This window comes from Thiothrix caldifontis (genome assembly GCF_900107695.1).
Classification (GTDB): domain Bacteria; phylum Pseudomonadota; class Gammaproteobacteria; order Thiotrichales; family Thiotrichaceae; genus Thiothrix; species Thiothrix caldifontis.
Map to the genome: position 1 here is coordinate 139725 of NZ_FNQP01000010.1, position 17433 is coordinate 157157.

Annotated in this window: 17 protein-coding genes and 1 tRNA gene; 13 read left to right on the forward strand and 5 right to left on the reverse strand. The window is 49.7% G+C overall.

Going from position 1 to position 17433, the window contains the following annotated elements:
- Window positions 1-8: 8 nt before the first annotated feature.
- From BLV87_RS10195 to BLV87_RS10210, 4 genes are read left to right on the forward strand one after another with little or no spacing between them, the layout of a single operon-like run.
- A complete protein-coding gene (locus BLV87_RS10195) occupies window positions 9-881 on the forward strand; it encodes a PilW family protein (RefSeq protein ID WP_217629976.1) in 873 nt (290 codons plus the stop codon).
- 10 nt (window positions 882-891) lie between these two features.
- Entirely contained in the window at window positions 892-1398 is a 507-nt protein-coding gene (locus BLV87_RS10200; RefSeq protein ID WP_175517904.1) for a pilus assembly PilX family protein, read from the forward strand.
- Window positions 1399-1410: 12 nt separating this feature from the next.
- The gene (locus BLV87_RS10205; protein ID WP_093068309.1) at window positions 1411-1878 is read left to right on the forward strand and encodes a type IV pilin protein; all 468 of its coding nucleotides are present in this window, start codon (window positions 1411-1413) and stop codon (window positions 1876-1878) included.
- Window positions 1879-1928: 50 nt separating this feature from the next.
- On the forward strand, window positions 1929-5543 hold the full coding sequence (locus BLV87_RS10210) for a PilC/PilY family type IV pilus protein (RefSeq protein WP_175517905.1): 3615 nt from the start codon (window positions 1929-1931) through the stop codon (window positions 5541-5543).
- Here the strand turns inward: BLV87_RS10210 and prmC are convergent.
- The 3 genes from prmC to hemA are packed head-to-tail and all read right to left on the reverse strand — an operon-like array spanning window position 5540 to window position 8720.
- Window positions 5540-6379, reverse strand: coding sequence for a peptide chain release factor N(5)-glutamine methyltransferase (prmC, locus tag BLV87_RS10215; protein ID WP_093068314.1), 840 nt, complete (start codon window positions 6377-6379; stop codon window positions 5540-5542). The two genes, BLV87_RS10210 and prmC, sit on opposite strands and share 4 nt — an antisense overlap.
- Window positions 6372-7451, reverse strand: coding sequence for a peptide chain release factor 1 (gene prfA, locus BLV87_RS10220; RefSeq protein WP_093068318.1), 1080 nt, complete (start codon window positions 7449-7451; stop codon window positions 6372-6374). The genes prmC and prfA overlap by 8 nt, the downstream gene beginning before the upstream one ends.
- A 6-nt stretch (window positions 7452-7457) precedes the next feature.
- Window positions 7458-8720, reverse strand: coding sequence for a glutamyl-tRNA reductase (gene hemA / locus BLV87_RS10225; protein WP_093068321.1), 1263 nt, complete (start codon window positions 8718-8720; stop codon window positions 7458-7460).
- A gap of 190 nt (window positions 8721-8910) precedes the next feature.
- On the opposite strand from hemA, the gene BLV87_RS10230 reads away from it, so the two are divergent.
- The 8 genes from BLV87_RS10230 to ychF all read left to right on the forward strand — a co-directional run bounded on the left by BLV87_RS10230 (window position 8911) and on the right by ychF (window position 15612).
- The gene (locus BLV87_RS10230) at window positions 8911-10629 is read left to right on the forward strand and encodes a tetratricopeptide repeat protein (protein ID WP_093068324.1); all 1719 of its coding nucleotides are present in this window, start codon (window positions 8911-8913) and stop codon (window positions 10627-10629) included.
- A 28-nt stretch (window positions 10630-10657) separates the two neighbouring features.
- Window positions 10658-11296, forward strand: a complete 639-nt coding sequence (gene lolB, locus BLV87_RS10235) for a lipoprotein insertase outer membrane protein LolB (RefSeq protein WP_093068326.1) — start codon at window positions 10658-10660, stop codon at window positions 11294-11296.
- Window positions 11297-11302: 6 nt separating this feature from the next.
- Window positions 11303-12160: a 4-(cytidine 5'-diphospho)-2-C-methyl-D-erythritol kinase gene (gene ispE, locus BLV87_RS10240; RefSeq protein WP_093068329.1), complete on the forward strand. Its 858-nt coding sequence runs from the start codon at window positions 11303-11305 to the stop codon at window positions 12158-12160.
- 7 nt (window positions 12161-12167) lie between these two features.
- Window positions 12168-12242: transfer RNA gene (locus BLV87_RS10245), tRNA-Gln, on the forward strand.
- A 30-nt stretch (window positions 12243-12272) separates the two neighbouring features.
- The gene (locus BLV87_RS10250; RefSeq protein ID WP_175517906.1) at window positions 12273-13229 is read left to right on the forward strand and encodes a ribose-phosphate pyrophosphokinase; all 957 of its coding nucleotides are present in this window, start codon (window positions 12273-12275) and stop codon (window positions 13227-13229) included.
- Window positions 13230-13304: 75 nt separating this feature from the next.
- Window positions 13305-13877 (forward strand): 50S ribosomal protein L25/general stress protein Ctc, encoded by a 573-nt coding sequence (locus BLV87_RS10255; RefSeq protein WP_093068332.1) that lies wholly within the window; start codon window positions 13305-13307, stop codon window positions 13875-13877.
- Window positions 13878-13888: 11 nt separating this feature from the next.
- Window positions 13889-14464, forward strand: coding sequence for an aminoacyl-tRNA hydrolase (gene pth, locus BLV87_RS10260; protein ID WP_093068334.1), 576 nt, complete (start codon window positions 13889-13891; stop codon window positions 14462-14464).
- A 53-nt stretch (window positions 14465-14517) separates the two neighbouring features.
- A complete protein-coding gene (ychF, locus tag BLV87_RS10265) occupies window positions 14518-15612 on the forward strand; it encodes a redox-regulated ATPase YchF (RefSeq protein ID WP_093068336.1) in 1095 nt (364 codons plus the stop codon).
- An 11-nt stretch (window positions 15613-15623) separates the two neighbouring features.
- Here the strand turns inward: ychF and BLV87_RS10270 are convergent, their stop codons facing one another.
- Complete coding sequence (locus BLV87_RS10270) at window positions 15624-16112, reverse strand: SixA phosphatase family protein (protein ID WP_093068338.1); 489 nt, start codon at window positions 16110-16112, stop codon at window positions 15624-15626.
- The gene (locus BLV87_RS10275) at window positions 16109-17128 is read right to left on the reverse strand and encodes a multidrug effflux MFS transporter (RefSeq protein WP_093068341.1); all 1020 of its coding nucleotides are present in this window, start codon (window positions 17126-17128) and stop codon (window positions 16109-16111) included. The genes BLV87_RS10270 and BLV87_RS10275 overlap by 4 nt, the downstream gene beginning before the upstream one ends.
- 89 nt (window positions 17129-17217) lie before the next feature.
- On the opposite strand from BLV87_RS10275, the gene BLV87_RS19355 reads away from it, so the two are divergent.
- On the forward strand, window positions 17218-17391 hold the full coding sequence (locus tag BLV87_RS19355) for a hypothetical protein (RefSeq protein ID WP_175517799.1): 174 nt from the start codon (window positions 17218-17220) through the stop codon (window positions 17389-17391).
- Window positions 17392-17433 lie beyond the last annotated feature (42 nt).

Here is a 17433-nt window from a genome sequence, read left to right on the forward strand (position 1 = left end):
GTAGCATGATGAACCATAAAAATAAACAGCAGGGTCTTTCCTTAATTGAATTGATGATCGCCATGGTGGTCAGCTTGGTGCTGGTAGCCGGTGTGGGAACCGTCTATGTAAGCAGTAAGCGTAATTACCATGCCCGTGACCAATTGTCGTTGATGGATGAAACCGCACGGGTTGCGTTGAACACCCTGAGCAAACATCTGGAGCACGCCGGTTATGCAACACCGGCTAAGTTACCGTTGGATAGCGTGGGGGGGTATTTTTACGTGAGTGGCGCTGCGGATCCTAAAGCTGGCAACTGTGATACGTTGGAAAGCCGTGCACTGAGCGCCGTCAAAAATAGCCCGACACAAGATTCCCTCAGCAGCAATTACGGTGATGCGGTAAGTATCCGTTTCATTGGTGATGACAAATTGTTTACTGACGTTTTAGGCAGTGACCTTGGGGCATCCTGCCGTGGCGGTAGCCCGACTATAGAATCAGCACTGATTTACAATGCGTTCCATGTGGATAAGGATGATATCACCAAGGATTCTTTGGGAAATTGGGTGCCGATTTTATACGGTGTTGGTTCCAACGGTAATCAATATAAAAACCCCATTGTCAATGGCGTGGAAAATCTTCAGTTTTTGTACGGTGTGGATACCAATGCCGATGGTACGGTTGAGCAATACCTGAATGCGACAGCCGTTTCATTAGCCTCGGCTTGGCAACGGGTGATTAGCATTAAAGCCGGTATTTTGGTGCGTTCCTTAGAGCCGGTGTTGCCCGCAGATGAAGAGAAGTCTTATCAGGTATTGGATACAACTTTGGATCGCAATGACCGTTACCAACGCTCGGTGTATAGCGTGGTGATCCATTTACGCAATGTGGTTGACGGCTAAGGTGATAACGATGCAAATCAGTAAACATAAACAACAAGGTGCGGTACTCGTGTGGGGGATGGTGATTCTCTTGACCCTAACGATTATTGGTTTTGCCGCCACTCGCATGGCAACGGTTGATAACCGTATTGCGGGGAATCAGATGATGTACATGTTGACCTTTCAGGGGGCGGACTCGCTGCTTAGGATTTCGACCAACTTGTATCAGGTACTGCAAACGGCACAAACAGGTGAGACGCCAACCAGTGGTTATAAAGCGAGCAAGGTGAAGGTGTTAGTGCTCGATAAGTTTGATGATACCGAAAGCGGCGTTGAGGTGCAGGGGGAATCCGCCATGAGTGAGGAATCCGGTTGCCCGCCGCTGAAAGGGATTGCCATGACAACTGAAATGACCCCCGATGCGGGTGGCATTGCTTGCCGAGTTTTTACCACTGAGGCGAATGCATCCTTATCCGGTACAGGTGCGCAAAGCCAGCATTCCGAAGGCGTTCTCAAACCTGTACCCAAAATCAACTAAGCAGGAATAACCATGACAACAATAAAACATCACCAAGGCTTTACCCTGATTGAACTCATGATCACGGTTGCCATTGTCGGCATTCTGGCTGCTATTGCTTACCCAAGCTATACCGCACAAGTACAAAAAAGCCGCCGTGCCGATGCACAGGTAGCCTTACAGGAAATAGCACAGCGACAAGAAGCCTACTTCCTACGCAATTACAGTTATGCCAAAGATGTGACGCAGCTAGGGTATGCCGCTACCAGTGCGGATGGTCAATATGGACTGAGTATTATTGGAGAGCCGAATGCTTGCACTGGAGTTGCAGGGGCAGCAGCATGTGAGTCATATGTTGCCAGTGCCACGCCAGAGACCGGGAAACCGCAAACTCACGATACCCCGTGTCAAGTCATGACCTTGGATAACCGTGGGAGAAAACGTGGCGGAACCAACGCGACAACAGCTGCGGCGGATAATACCCAAGCATGTTGGAAGTAATTGAACTCCTTGAATTAGCGTTCGTTAAACTTAATCACAAAAATAATGCCATGAAAAAACTACGTTGTAGCCTGCGGTGGCTGTTGTTAACCGCACCTTTACTGTTTGCTTCCGTGCTGATGGCGGATGAAACTGAAATCTATTTTGCTGATAAAAGCGGTACTGTTGCGCCCAACGTCTTGTTTGTTATTGATGCGTCAGGCAGCATGAAGCAAGTGGTAAGTGGCGATGCCAGCGGGCGTACCCGCCTACAAGTTTTGAAAGATTCCTTTCAGGAGGTCATGAATACCGCACCTAGCAATCTCAATGTAGGTTTGATGCATTACGCCAACCACGGTTTAGGTAATGACTATTGGTGGAGTTCCATTAAGGGGACGAATTTTCCAATCTCCCCGATTGATGGAGAAGTACCAGCTCTAGGTGATGACAATTTACCTGACCCTGCTGCTGGCACGGTGGTGCGTGAATTTCTCGCTGACATTGTGCACGATTGGGAAGCTAATGGTTACACGCCGATTGTGGATTCCTTGTATGAAGCGGCACGCTATTTTCGCGGTGATACGGTTGAGTGGGGTATGGATGTACCCACGATTGGTTGGGCAGCGCATCCCTTGACGTATGATAATGCCCCGACGTGTAGTGCCTCGCATACTGAACCCTGCGTGAAGAGTTGGGGGCAATGTAACACCAACATTGTGGAGGGTAGCTGTGCTTCAACCAGCCACAACCAGTGCTGTGAATGGATTCCGACCGGAGGCGATGGATCTGGCTCTTGCAAAAATGATGATTACACCTGTTCGACGGTCATTGAGAAGTGCCAACACACCATTTGCGATACGGTAGAGGGTGATCCCACCTACAAATCCCCGATTCAATACAGTTGCCAAGCCAACTATTTGGTGTTGATGTCGGATGGTAAACCCGAATACCCTTATTTTCCCGGCTTAGGGGATACCGATGGTACGCATTATTACCCACCCTCTGTGAAAGATCTGGCAATTGGCGATTTCAAACCCATGCCAAATCCAGATTGGGCTACGTATTTTACTGACTTGATCACCGCCAGTAATAGTCAGATTAAAGTAGCGCCACGTTTACAGGATTATCTGGGAACAACAGGCGCGAATGGGTGTGATGGGACTGCCGCTGCACCACAAGATTACAACAGTGGTCGTTGTGGGCCAGAATTAACACGCTGGTTGGCGGATACTGACCACAATACTACCCTCAAGGGTAAGCAGGGAGTCGAAACCTATACAGTGGCGTTTGCACTCGGCGATGAACCAAAAGGCACAGCATACCTAAAAGATTTGGCAACGAAAGAAGATGGTGCTTTCACCGCTGACAATGCTGAGGAATTAGCAGGGGCTTTCAAAGCTATCCTGAATTCCATTAGCAAGGCTTCGTCATCGTTCAGTTCTCCTACCTATGCCATCGACACCAACAATATGCTGGCACACAGCGATGAAGTCTACATCCCGATGTTTGATCGCAGCACCACGGCTATGTGGTCTGGTAATCTGAAAAAATTTACCCGCACTGTGGATGGTCAAATAGTCGGTGAAGGTGGAGCAGCAGTAGTTAATGACAAAGGCGAGTTTTTAGAAACGGCTGATGATGTGTGGGGGCCTATCAGCGGTTCCGATGTCACCAGTGGCGGTGCTGCCAGTCAATTACCTGCGCCATCTGATAGGAATTTGTACACCGATGTCAGTACGGATGCGGATCTTACAGCAACGACTAATGCGCTGATTTCCTCTAATGCCAAGATAACGGATGGTATGCTGGTTGGTTTAAGTGACATTGCCGGTGGACCGGTGAAGTATTGGCTGCCAGATGCTGATGGTGATGGCACAAGTTGTTTAGGGTATTACGACGATTGTACGGGTAAAAAACACATTGTATTGGGCGATTATGAGACCAAAGAAGGTTGTGTCGAAATCGCCAGTGTTGCCATTACATGTCCTGCTTCCGATTATTTAACGGATAGTCAGCGTGAAGCCTTACTGGATTTTGCCCGTGGTGAAAACCCAGATGGAACTGCCCGCCAACACATGGGGGACATGCTGAACAGTAAACCTTTAGTGGTGGACTACGGTGATGGTGAGGAACGTATCTTCGCGGCGACTAACGAAGGTTTCTTGCATTCTATTGATACGGGTGATGGCGAAGAGCAGTGGGCATTCATGCCGAAAGGCTTGTTACCCAATATCAAAACCTTTATGGAAAATTTACCTACTAAAGACCATGTTTACGGCATTGATGGCCCGCTGACGTTGTGGAATTACGATAAAAATTCGGACGGTGACATTGCCGATGTTGGCGATAAGCGTGTCTTGTTTTTTGGTTTACGCCGTGGTGGCAACGCCTATTACGCTCTGGATATTACAGAACCCGATAGCCCTGTCATTTTGTGGAAAAAAGAAAACAATCTCGACGTTGATGAGGGTGTATTAGATTCCCTAGGTGAAACATGGTCAAAACCCACGCTTGCCAAGATGCGTGTCGGCAGCAGCACCTCGAATGAAATACGCAATGTGGTTGTCTTTGGGGCAGGGTATGACCCTAACAAAGACGTGGAAACGGTAAGTGAGCGTCCAGCCGATACGTTGGGGCGGGATGTCATGGTTGTGGATGCCTTGGATGGTACGATCCACTGGTCATTACAGCGCGACTTGTATAATAACGTAGCGGCTAATAACCCGGTCAAACACAGCATTCCGGGTGATATTCGCGTCATGGATATGGATCGTAACGGTGCACTCGACCGTCTGTATTTTTCTGATACGGGGGGGAATGTGTGGCGGGTCGATATGGATCACGATCTGCGTGACAGTGACCCGGACATGTACAACTACGATGATGCGATTCTCACCAAAATAGCCGATTTGGGGACCAATGGGGATTACGGCACGGATACCCGCAAGTTTTTCTACGAGCCGGATATTGCCTTGATCCAGGATAATGGCAAGGTTCACATGACCATTTCACTGGGCAGCGGCTACCGCTCTCACCCCTTGAATACGAATACGGAAGACCGTTTCTACGTCTTGATGGATCCGAATGTTTACAATGAGCCACCGGCAGGTTTTGTTGCGCTCAAAAATACCGATTTGACCAATGCGCGTACCGGTTTTACTGACCCGAATGACAACTTGCTTAATGGCAATCACAAGGGTTGGTATTACGACTTCAGCGATAGTGGAGAAAAGGTACTTGCACCCGCCGTGACTTTCCTCAATAAAGTGGTGTTCACCACTTTTGCTCCTGTGGATGAAGATGGACAGGGGCCATCACCTGACCCATGTGAAGTACCTCCGAATAGTGCGCGTGCTTATGTGTTGGATCTGTTCACAGGTAAAGCAGTTGCTAATCTTGACCGAGACACTGGCGGTAGTAAGGATGAGTTTGTGGTAGCGGGTTTCAATGAAATTTTGGATGCCGCCAAGATTATCTTCCGTTTGCCTAGTGCTGCTGATGGTGGTACTTGTGTTGAGGGTGATTGTCAGCAAACCGTGGAAATTCGGGTTGGAAAACTAGAAATGCCGATTCTGGATGCGAGTAATGACGAACAGGGTACAGGTGTTGGAGGCGTGACTGGTAGCGTTGACCTGACAGATATTTTACCACGCATGTTCTGGCTGGATCACAATGTGACGGACTAGGCAGCCAGCCACTGCCCTAGGGTAACACGATCGTTGCCTGCCAAATCCGGTAGGCAACGTACCTGTTGGAAGCCGATTGTTTGCAGCAAAGCCTTGACAGCATTACCTTGATTATAACCGTGTTCGAGTAATAGCCAGCCACAGTTTACCAACCAATGCGGTGCGGTTTGTACGATATGGCGAATGTCATCCAACCCATCGTGACCGGCAGTGAGCGCGGTGATGGGTTCAAAGCGCACATCGCCTTGGATCAGATGCGGGTCATTGGCTTCGATGTAGGGTGGGTTGGAAACAATCATATCAAACCGTTGTTGGGGCAGGGTAGCAAACCAGTCTGAGTGGGTGAAGTGTACATTCTGTATCTGATGGTTGTGGGCGTTTTCTGCTGCAACACTTAAGGCTGCGGTGGAGAAGTCGCAAGCGGTGATGCTAATGTCAGGGCGTTCGCTGGCGAGGCTCAAAGCAATTGCGCCAGTGCCAGTGCCAAGATCAAGGATGTTTGCTGGGTATGTTGGTAGTAAAGAGAGGGCAGTTTCCACCAAGAGTTCGGTTTCAGGACGGGGGATTAGGGTGTCGGGAGTGACTTTCAGATTGAGTGTCCAGAATTCGCGTTGGCCAGTTAGATAGGCAATCGGCACACCGCGCAAGCGTTCTGCCAACAACTGCCGGAAGGTGGTTTCTGTCACACTGTCTACGGTTTTTTCAGGCCAGGTGTATAAATACGTTCGGGACTTTTGAAGGCAATGTGTTAGCAATATTTCGGCATCTGCCTGTGCTGAATCTGAATGGGATTGCAGTTGTTGAATCGCCTCAGCCAGTAAGTTTTGGTTATTCACCCGCCAATGCCGCCAACTGATCCGCTTGGTATTCGTTGATGAGTGGTTCGATTACTTGATCAACGCTACCGGCCATGATTTCATCCAATTTATACAGCGTCAGATTGATGCGGTGATCGGTGACGCGCCCTTGTGGGAAGTTGTAAGTACGGATGCGTTCCGAGCGGTCGCCAGAGCCAACGAGGTTTTTGCGGGTTTCAGCTTGCTCGGCGGCTTGTTTTTGGCGTTCACCCTCAAAGATGCGTGACTGCAATAGCCCCATCGCTTTTGCGCGGTTTTTGTGCTGAGAGCGCTCTTCCTGACACTCCACCACAATGCCGGTTGGCAGGTGGGTAATACGAATCGCGGATTCGGTTTTGTTGATGTGCTGCCCGCCCGCACCAGAGGAGCGATAGGTGTCGATCTTTAAGTCGGCTGGATTAATATCAACCGCTTCTACTTCATCCAATTCCGGCATGACAGCAACGGTTGCTGCTGAGGTGTGGATGCGCCCTTGGGATTCAGTAGCAGGAACCCGTTGTACACGGTGAGCACCGGATTCAAACTTGAGCCGTGAATACGCGCCTTGCCCTATCACGCGGGAAATGATTTCTTTGAAACCACCGTGTTCACCTTCGTTTTGGCTGATGATTTCAATCTGCCAGCGACGGCTCTCAGCATAACGGGCATACATGCGGAATAAATCTCCAGCAAAAATGGCGGCTTCATCTCCACCTGTGCCTGCACGGATTTCAAGGAACACATTGCTATTGTCGTGCGGGTCTTGTGGCAATAACAACTTCTGTAAGTCGATTTCCAATACGGCACGACGAGCTTTGGCTGTTTCGATTTCTTCTTGTGCCATGTCGCGCATTTCAGGGTCTGCCAACATTTCCTGTGCAGCATCGATGTCGGCTGCGGTTTGCTGGTAGGCGTGAAAGCCTTGCGCCACAGGTTCTAGTTGGCTGTATTCGATCGAGAGTTTACGAAATTGTTGTTGGTCGCTGATCACATCAGCTTCACCTAATAGCGCAGCAATTTCGGCGTAACGTTCGCTCAAGGCTTCGAGTTTTTGCAGGATAGATGCTTTCACAGATTTTTAGCCGTTATCGTCATTAGAAAGGTTAAACAGGGTGCGGGCGTGTTCCAGCAATTGATGGTCGCCGTTGCGTGCTGCGTGATGCATGGCTTGGGTGGCGTCGTGAGACAGTTTGTTCGCCAAGGTATGTGCTAGAAATTGCAGGGCTTCTTCGGGGCTTTTGCCATTTTGTAATAATGTGGTGGCTTTATCGAATACTGCTTGGCGAATAGTGTCGGTACGCGCACGATAGGCACGGATGGTGTTCATATGGTCTTGTGCACGTAGCCATGACATGAAGTTAGTGACTTCTTCTAGCACCATGCCTTCAGCTTGTTCGGCAGCAGCACGCCGTGATTGGAGGTTTTCTTCAATCACTGAGTGTAGGTCGTCAACAGTGTAGAGGTAGACATCATCTAGGTTGGCAACTTCTTGTTCAATATCTCGTGGCACTGCAATGTCTACCATGAACATGGGGCGGTGTTTGCGAATTTTTAGGGCACGTTCTACCGCGCCTTTACCGAGAATGGGAACGGGAGAGGCAGTGGAAGAAATAATGATGTCCGCTTGAGGCAAGTGATCGGCTAAGTCTGGCAAGCCGATGCCCTTGCCGCCGTATTCTGCGGCGAGTTTTTGGGCTTTGTCGATGCTGCGGTTGGCAACAATGATTTTACCAATGTGGTTGGTGGCAAGGTGTTTGCCGACGAGTTCGATGGTTTCACCTGCACCAATCAATAGTGCGGTTTGTTTTTCGAGTTTGCTGAAAATTTGTTTGGCAAGACTGACCGCAGCAAAGGCAACGGAGACGGGATTAGCACCAATGCTGGTTTGGGTGCGGACTTTTTTAGCGGTGGAAAACGCATGTTGCATCAGGCGGTTTAATTGATTGCCGGTGGTGGCTTGGTCGCTGGCAGCTTGTAGGGCAGTTTTCAGTTGCCCAAGGATTTGGGGTTCACCGAGTACCAGTGAGTCTAACCCACAGGCTACGCGCAAGGCGTGACGCACTGCTTCGTCTTGTTGGTAGATATACAAGTAGGGTTGTAATTGTGTTGCTGGCATTTTATGCCAGCTTGCCAGCCACTCGACCAAGGCTTCCACGGATTGCTGCGGATGAGCAGCGGCGTAGATTTCAGTGCGGTTGCAGGTCGAGAGTATCAGGTTTTCAGGCACAACCTGATGGGCAGCGTGCAGTGCCAATGGCAGGCTGTCAGGTGAGAACGAAACCTTTTCCCGGATGGAGACTGGGGCGGTTTTATGATTGACTCCAACGATCAGGATGGACATTCAGTATTTCACCAACGGATACATTTCAGCCTTTGCACCTTTTCAGAACGAGGTAGTTAACTTTCGGAACCGCGAATTTTCTGATACGTTATGGCTTATTACAAGGTAATTCGTTGAATATATCCTTAAATCCTCTTGCAACATAACACGATCAGTCATAATCGGGGATTGTGATGGACCGGAGAAATACATGCCCAGCAATCGTTTGCCGCGCCGTTTTGTGAGCCTAGTATTGGCTTTATTGATTGGTGGTTGCACCTTGGGGAATGCCCCGTTTGCGGATCAGTCGGTTAGTAATGTAGCGACTTTCAGCAGTCCGCTGAGTTATCAGGTTTACAATATCCTCGCAGGGGAAATGTTTGTTAAACAGGGTAATGTGTCTCAGGCTGCCTTGCATTATGTGGCTGCTGCTCAGCAGACCAATGATCCTGCGGTTGCGCAACGTGCGGTGGAGTTGGCAATGAGTGCACAAGATACGTCTTTAGCAGGGCGAGCTTTGGAGCGCTGGATTACATTATCACCGGATTCTTCCGAGGCAGTTCAATATCAGGCATTGGCAAATTTACGCGCCGAAAAGTACGATGAAGCGGTGAAGGATTTGGTAAAAATCCGTGATAGGGCGAATAAAGAAAATGAACACGGTTTTGCTTTCATTGTGTCGTTGTTGACGCTAGAGCCTGATGCTACTAAATCCTACGAAACTTTCAAACGTTATGTGAAGAGCGTGGATAGTTCACCCCGTGCACAATTGGCGCTGGCTTCACTGGCATTGAATGCGGATCAATTTGAGGCAGCGTTACAGGCGAGTCAAGCGGCGAAACAAAAGGGGGATGCGGCTGAAAAAGTGCAAGCTGCTCGCTGGGCTGCTAAGGCATTAGTGGGGTTGGATAAATTACCCGACGCGATTAAGGCGTTAGAAGCGATCAATAAAAACACTGAGGATACGGAACTAAAGCTGGATTATGGGCGTTTGCTAATTTTGGCAGATCGCCGTGCGGAAGCGACACCGATTTACCAACAGCTTTACACCAGCTTCCCCGATAATGTGGACGTTTTGTATACCTTAGGCTTATTGCATCTGGAACAAAAATCTTTCACAGCGGCAGAACCGTTAATCAGTAAGTTGCTGACAGTGCCAGACCGTGCTGCGGAGGCTAATTATTTCATGGGGCAAATTCATGAAGGATTGCAGCGCCCCAAACCAGCCATCGAGGTTTATAAAAAGGCTGTTGGGGGGAAATACGACCGTGAAGCGACGGTGCGTGTGGCACGTTTGTTAGTGGAAACAAGCAATTTAGCCAGCGCGCGTGAATGGGTGGCAGAACAAGTTAAGATAGCCGCTGATAATGAACGTAAGGGGCTATTGCTACAATTAGACGGGCAACTGTTGCATGATCAGGGACAATACGCTGAGGCTATCAACAGCTTTGGCAAGGCGCTGGATGTAAAAGCAAATGACCCTGATGTGTTGTATTCTCGCGCCCTGAGTGCTGAAAAGCTGGGTGATTTCAGTAAGGCTGAAGCTGATTTACAGGCGGTGCTTAAGTCACAGCCTGATAATACGACTGTATTAAATGCATTGGGATATATGCTGGCGGTGAATACGCAACGTTATTCGGAAGCCAGCGAACTCATTACGAAAGCCTTGGCTGGTCGCCCTGATGATCCCGCGATTATGGATAGCATGGGCTGGGTATTATATCTCACAGGCAAAACGGAGGAGGCGGAAGCTTGGTTACGCAAAGCCTATACTCAATTACAAGACCCCGAAGTTGCCAGTCACTTGATTGAAGTGTTAGCAGTTCGCGGTAATAAGGCAGAGGCACAGGCTATTCTCGATACCATGCTCAGTAAATTCCCTGATGACAATTTGTTGCTGAAGGTTAAGGAAAAGCTGGTTGGCTTGTAACCTTCTCATTACTTAAGGATAACGAATCATGAAACAATGGATGCTGGTGGCGGCTTGTTGTGCGGTGACGTTTGGTGGGTGTGCGACGCAGACAAAAAGCCCTTCCCAAGGTGTCGATGCATCAACTAAACCTGTAAACGCCCAAAGTGCTTGGCAACAACGTCAGACTAACTTTGCTCGTATGAGTAGCTGGCGGTTGCAAGGTAAGGTGGGAATGCAGTTTCAGGAGCAAAGTGCTTCATTTAATCTGTCTTGGCTCCAGACGGGAAAAGACCAGTATGAAATGAACATTAAGAATCCGCTGACGGGTTCGATTATGGCTTACCTCAAGGGAGACCGTTCCGAAGTGACCTTGCAAGCCAATGGCAAGACTTACAAAGACGCGAGTGCTGAACGTTTGTTGCAAGGACAATTGGGTGTTTCATTGCCATTGGATGGGATGAAATATTGGGTGCGAGGTATACCTTCACCCGACTCGCCCGTGCAGCAAGTCAAATTGGATTCGCAAGGCCGCCCCGAATCGTTACAACAATCCGGTTGGTTGATCGAATACACGGGTTGGCAAGGCAACGATTGGAAGGCATTACCTGAAAAAATTAATTTGAGCCGCGTGCCTGATAACACCAAGGTTAAGGTGATCGCGAAAGATTGGCAAACCCGTTATTAAGTTTCCATGCAAACGTTAACACTTCCGGCACCCGCTAAACTCAATCTGTTTCTGCACATTACGGGCAGGAGGGCAGATGGCTATCATTTGTTGCAAACCCTCTTCGTATTTCTTGATTTTGCGGATGAGATTACGCTGAGCGTGCGCAGTGATGGTGAAATTTGTCGACCGCAGGGAGCTGAGGACGTACCAGTAGACGCTGATTTAACGGTGCGGGCAGCGCGATTGTTGCAACAGGCAACGGGGGTTCGTCTCGGTGTGGATATTCATGTGTTGAAACGTATCCCGATGGGCGGCGGTTTGGGGGGCGGCAGTTCGGATGCAGCGACGGTGTTACACGGGTTAAATTACCTGTGGCAATGTGATTTGAGTAATGATGAGTTGGCTGCGTTAGGGCTATGTTTAGGCGCGGATGTACCGGTGTTTGTACAGGGTCATGCGGCATGGGCGGAAGGGGTCGGTGAGCAATTAACGCCGGTTGATTTGCCTGAATCTTGGTATGTGGTGATCCATCCGCAGGTTCATGTTCCGACAGCAGAACTTTTTTCTGCATCAGACTTGACACGCAACTGCCCTGCGATTACATTAGCGACCTTCCACGGCGGGGCAGGCATTAACGTCTTCCAAGCAGTCGTAGAAAAGCGTTATCCCGAAGTGGCTAAAGCAATAAGCTGGCTATCTGGGTACTCACATGCAAGGTTAACAGGTTCAGGCAGTTGCCTGTTTGGGTCAGTAAGCAGTAGGCAAGAAGGTGAAATAATCCTACAAAACCTACCTGTTGAATGGTTCGGATTTGTCGCAAAGGGTGTGACTATTTCGCCTTTGCAGCAAAAGCTAGTAACATTGCCAACGCTTTACAATTAGTTTCAGAAGGGCCGTCGCCAAGCGGTAAGGCACTGGATTTTGATTCCAGCATTCCCAGGTTCGAATCCTGGCGGCCCTGCCATTTTCTTCCCCCAATCTATGCGGATATGTCATGGCTGACGATAAAATGATGGTGTTTACAGGTAACGCTAATCCTGAACTCACCGACAAAATCGTCGATCACCTCGGAATTCCCTCCGGTAAAATCAAAGCAGAACGCTTCAGCGATGGTGAAGTGCACGTTGAGATTTTGGAAAACGTGCGTGGTCGTGATGTTTTCATCGTGCAATCTACCTGTGCGCCCACTAACGATAATTTGATGGAGCTACTGATCATCGCTGATGCGTTATATAGGGCTTCCGCAGGGCGAATCACGGCTGTCATCCCGTATTACGGTTATGCGCGGCAAGATCGTCGGGTACGTTCACGGCGCGTACCAATTTCTGCCAAATTGGTGGCGGATATGATCGCGACAGGACATGTTGACCGTGTACTGACTATTGATTTGCATTCCGACCAAGTACAAGGCTTTTTTGACTTGCCTGTAGATAACGTTTACGCATCGGGTGTGTTGATTAAGGATGTGCTGGCGTGTGGCTTAGATAATATCATGGTGGTTTCACCGGATGTCGGTGGTGTTGTTCGCGCCCGAGCTTTGGCAAAAGGGTTAGGCGATGTCGAGTTGGCGATTATCGACAAGCGCCGTCCTGAACCGAACAAATCCGAGATCATGAATATCATCGGTAATGTAGAAGGGCGTAATTGCATCCTGATTGATGATTTGATCGACACTGGTGGTACTTTGTGTAATGCCGCTGTAGCACTGAAACAACATGGTGCATTAAGTGTACGGGCTTACGCGACTCATGCAGTATTTTCGGGCAAAGCGGTCAGCAACATAGATAGTTCACAATTAGATGAAGTGGTTATTACTGACACGATTCCTTTAAGCGACGCTGCGAAAAAATGTGCTAAGATTCGCCAGCTTTCGGTAGCCGGGGTGTTAGCGAAAACTATTTTACGCATTAATCAAGATGACTCGGTGAGTTCCTTGTTTGATGGCATATAAGTTTTAGTCCCCGTTCACGGGTTTTTTTAGTTGCCGTCCGGTCGCGTTCGGTAACGATTCTATTGGAGAAATAACATGTCAAAACAATACGTTCTGCAAGCGCAGGTACGTGAATTGCAGGGTAAGGGTGCGAGCCGCCGCCTGCGTAACACCGGTATGGTTCCTGCCGTTATTTACGGTGCAGGCGGTGAAGCACAATCCATTTCCTTGCGTCACAATGAAATGCTGCGTAATTTGCAGGAAGAAGGTTTCTACTCGCAAATCATTACGGTGGATTTCGGCGATCGTAAAGAGCAAGTGATCCTGCGTGATCTGCAACGTCACCCAGCCAAGCCAATCATTATGCACGCTGACTTACAGCGCATCCGTGACGATGAAGAAATCCGCGTTCACGTGGCGCTGCACTTCCTCAATGACGAATCGGCGAAAGGTGTGAAAGAGCAGGGTGGTACAGTTAGCCACATGATTTCTGAAGTTGAAGTCTCTTGCTTGCCGAAGAACCTGCCTGAATTCATCGAAGTTGACATGATCAACGTCGAAAAGGGTCAGATTCTGCACTTGTCTGACCTGAAATTGCCAGAAGGCGTGAGCCTGCCAGCCTTGGCACTGGGCGAAGACCACGATAACGCCATCGCGGCGATTCACTAAGGTCAATACTGATGGGAACCCCGATCCGCCTCATTGCAGGTTTGGGCAACCCCGGTAGCCAGTACGACAAAACCCGGCACAATGCCGGGTTTTGGTTTGTGGACGAACTGGCAAGACGTTACTCCGGTAAGTTTGCTGTCGAGAAGCGTTTTTCCGGTGAAGTCTGTAAACTGCAAGTCGGCAGCGCCACGGTATGGCTGATCAAGCCCATGACTTTCATGAACCGTAGCGGGCTGGCAGTAAAGCAGTTAGCCAGTTTCTACCAAATTCCGGTAGAACAAATTTTAGTAGCGCACGACGAGCTGGATATTGCACCGGGTGACGTGCGTTTGAAATTAGCCGGTGGTCATGGCGGACACAACGGTCTGCGTGATTGCCATGCGCATTTGAGCGCGGATTATTGGCGGTTGCGGTTGGGTGTCGGACACCCCGGAGACCGTAATAAAGTGGTCGATTATGTGCTGTCGCGCCCCTCGTTGGATGATGAAATCGTCATTTCACGCGCGATTGATAAAGCCGCCGACCAGATTGAATTGATTTTAGCCGGTGAGATGCAGAAGGCGATGAACGCGCTGCATACGAAGTAACGGTATAACTTTTGTCGGGTTGAAACCCGACCTACGAAAGAAGGTGCGGATTCATGGGATTCAAGTGCGGCATTGTTGGTTTACCAAACGTGGGTAAATCCACTTTATTTAATGCATTGACCAAAGCGGGCATTCAGGCAGCGAATTACCCGTTCTGTACGATTGAGCCGAATGTAGGCATCGTTCCCATGCCCGATCCGCGTTTGGATGCTTTGGCAGCCATCGTGAAGCCCATCAAAATTCTACCGACGACGATGGAATTCGTGGACATCGCAGGCTTAGTGGCAGGCGCGTCACAAGGCGAAGGCTTGGGCAATAAGTTTCTGGCGCATATCCGCGAAACTGATGCGATTGCGCAAGTAGTACGTTGCTTTGATAATGATGACATTATTCACGTTGCAGGCAAAATTGACCCCGCCTCTGACATCGACACCATCAATACGGAATTGGCGTTAGCGGATTTAGATACAGCGGAAAAAGCGGTGAACCGTTTGACCCGTTCCGCCAAATCCGGCAGTAAAGATTTGCTTGCGCAAAAAGTCTTGGCAGAACGTTTGTTTGCGCACTTGTCCGAAGGGCATTCAGCACGGTCAATGGACATGACCCCCGAAGAACGCGCATTGGCTATTCGCGAATTTCACCTGATTACCATCAAGCCGCTCATGTTCATTGCCAACGTCAATGAAGACGGCTTTGAAAATAACCCGTATCTGGATCAGGTGCGTGCCGTTGCAGTGCGTGAAAATGCAGTGGTTGTACCCGTATGTGCAGAAATGGAATCGGAACTCTCGCAATTAGACGATGTGGAACGCGATGAGTTTTTGGCGGGCATGGGGCTGGACGAACCGGGTTTGAACCGCGTGATTCGTGCCGGTTACGACTTGCTGGGCTTGCAGACGTATTTCACCGCAGGTGTGAAAGAAGTGCGGGCGTGGACTATCCCGAAAAATGCGACTGCGCCACAAGCAGCGGGCGTGATCCATACTGACTTTGAACGTGGCTTTATCCGTGCGCAAACCATTGCGTATGAAGATTTCATTGCTTACAAAGGTGAGCAGGGCGCGAAAGAAGCCGGAAAAATGCGGGCGGAAGGCAAGGAATACATTGTAAAAGATGGCGATGTATTGAATTTCCTGTTTAACGTATAAGAGAGTTCCCGTTACTTCATTAGCGCGTTGGGGATGTTCCACTGGAGTTCCCCAACACCGCTTGTCATATCGACTTCTAGGCGTATCAATCCGGCTTTTTTGACTTTAATACGACTGTTAGGGCTGCCTAACAAGTGTGCGATTAAGATTGAAAATTCCGGCTCATGACCCACCAGCCAAACATTATCGTCACCGTTTGCGGCTAACGTTGCCAGCGCTTGTCGCGTGGTTTGGGTATCTGTGCCATGCGCTAACCAAGGCACAATAATGGCTTTGGGGCAATTGGCTAAGTGCTCGCGTAAACCTTGCGCGGTTTCCAACGCCCTTACCAGTGGGCTGCACAGCAAGTGGGTGGGCAGTAAGGCGTGGCGTTGGCAAAAACGGGCGAGCCGTTGCACTTGCTTGTGACCTTTGGGGGTGAGGCGACGTGCCTCATCAGGAATCGGCAGATCATGATCTTCGGCAGTGGCGTGACGTAAAAAAGTTAGTGTGGTTGTCATGCTGGTTTTCGCTGTGAAAATAGGGCGGTGGTTGCGGCTAAGCCGAAAATCAAGAAACCGCTGATCAGGGGTATTACCGTGCCATCGTAGGCTTGCCCGACAAATGTTCCTAGCGGAATCGCAATCAGGGTGGATAGCGAGCCGATGACCGATGCGCCAATTCCGGCAATATGCCCCAGCGGTTCCATCGCCAGCGCGTTGAGATTGCCGAATAACATCCCTAATGCCAAGAATGCCAGTATGAAATACGCCATCAACAGTGGCAGTGGCGGGTGTCCGGCGCTGCTGTAAGTGATGAGCCAAAATGCACCCGATAGCAGCGTGAACAGCAGCAATGCCCGCTTTGAAATCCAGTGCATTCCGTAGCGCATTGCCAGCTTGGCATTCAGTAACGATGCGCCGCCAATCGCCAGCGCCAGCAGCGCAAAATACAGCGGGAAGCGTTCCCCCAAGCCGTATTGGATTTGCAGGATTTGTTGCGATGAACTCAAATAGCCGAGAAATGCCCCAAACACAATCCCAGTGGTGAGGGTGTAGGTCATGCTGGTGCGGTTGCTGACGACTTCTTTTAGCCCCTGCCAGAACTCGCTGAAACGGAAAGCGCGGCGTTGTGCGGCGGGTAGGGTTTCTGGCATTCGCCACCAAAACCATACCGCCACACTGAGCGCCAGCACAAAAAACAGCGTGAAAATACTGCGCCAGCCGGACACCAGCAAAATACCTTGCCCTAATGATGGCGCAATCATCGGCACAAGGATAAAAATACTCATGGTGAATGACATAACCCGTGCCATTGCCCGCCCGGAATAGCAATCGCGTACCAGTGCCATCGTTAACACACGCGGGGCAGATGCGCCGACTCCTTGCAAAAAGCGCCCGATCAGCATGTGCGAAAAGTCTTGCGCTACCATTGATAGCAAACTGCCGAGCATAAAGATGCCTAAGCCTAGGTACATCAGCGGTTTACGCCCAGTCGCGTCGGATAAGGGGCCGAAAAATACCTGCCCTATACGCATCAACTTTAACCCGCGAAAGCGGTCTCCCTCTCTGGTAGGCTATTAGTTTTGCACACCGAATAGATCGACTTCGACAAGGAGACCGCGCATTGATACTGACAAAAGTAGCCACCGCATTGCAAGCCATCTTGTATGAAAAAGCGGACGCGTTAGCAAAAAAAGCGGCTTCATTCAACGCCAGCGCAAACTCAGCGGCTCGAACTTCATCCGCAGCTTGGTGTTTGGCTGGATGGGCAATCCTGCCAGCACATTGGATGGATTAAGTCGGACAGCCGCCTTCCAACAGCTCCCCATTAGTCCACAGG

Coding starts and splice junctions, on each gene's coding strand:
- BLV87_RS10195 (WP_217629976.1), top strand. CDS start 9: ATGAACCATAAAAATAAACAGCAGGGTCTTTCCTTAATTGAATTGATG.
- BLV87_RS10200 (WP_175517904.1), top strand. CDS start 892: ATGCAAATCAGTAAACATAAACAACAAGGTGCGGTACTCGTGTGGGGG.
- BLV87_RS10205 (WP_093068309.1), top strand. CDS start 1,411: ATGACAACAATAAAACATCACCAAGGCTTTACCCTGATTGAACTCATG.
- BLV87_RS10210 (WP_175517905.1), top strand. CDS start 1,929: ATGAAAAAACTACGTTGTAGCCTGCGGTGGCTGTTGTTAACCGCACCT.
- hemA (WP_093068321.1), bottom strand. CDS start 8,720: ATGTCCATCCTGATCGTTGGAGTCAATCATAAAACCGCCCCAGTCTCC.
- BLV87_RS10230 (WP_093068324.1), top strand. CDS start 8,911: ATGCCCAGCAATCGTTTGCCGCGCCGTTTTGTGAGCCTAGTATTGGCT.
- lolB (WP_093068326.1), top strand. CDS start 10,658: ATGAAACAATGGATGCTGGTGGCGGCTTGTTGTGCGGTGACGTTTGGT.
- ispE (WP_093068329.1), top strand. CDS start 11,303: ATGCAAACGTTAACACTTCCGGCACCCGCTAAACTCAATCTGTTTCTG.
- BLV87_RS10250 (WP_175517906.1), top strand. CDS start 12,273: ATGGCTGACGATAAAATGATGGTGTTTACAGGTAACGCTAATCCTGAA.
- BLV87_RS10255 (WP_093068332.1), top strand. CDS start 13,305: ATGTCAAAACAATACGTTCTGCAAGCGCAGGTACGTGAATTGCAGGGT.
- pth (WP_093068334.1), top strand. CDS start 13,889: ATGGGAACCCCGATCCGCCTCATTGCAGGTTTGGGCAACCCCGGTAGC.
- ychF (WP_093068336.1), top strand. CDS start 14,518: ATGGGATTCAAGTGCGGCATTGTTGGTTTACCAAACGTGGGTAAATCC.
- BLV87_RS10270 (WP_093068338.1), bottom strand. CDS start 16,112: ATGACAACCACACTAACTTTTTTACGTCACGCCACTGCCGAAGATCAT.
- BLV87_RS10275 (WP_093068341.1), bottom strand. CDS start 17,128: ATGCGTATAGGGCAGGTATTTTTCGGCCCCTTATCCGACGCGACTGGG.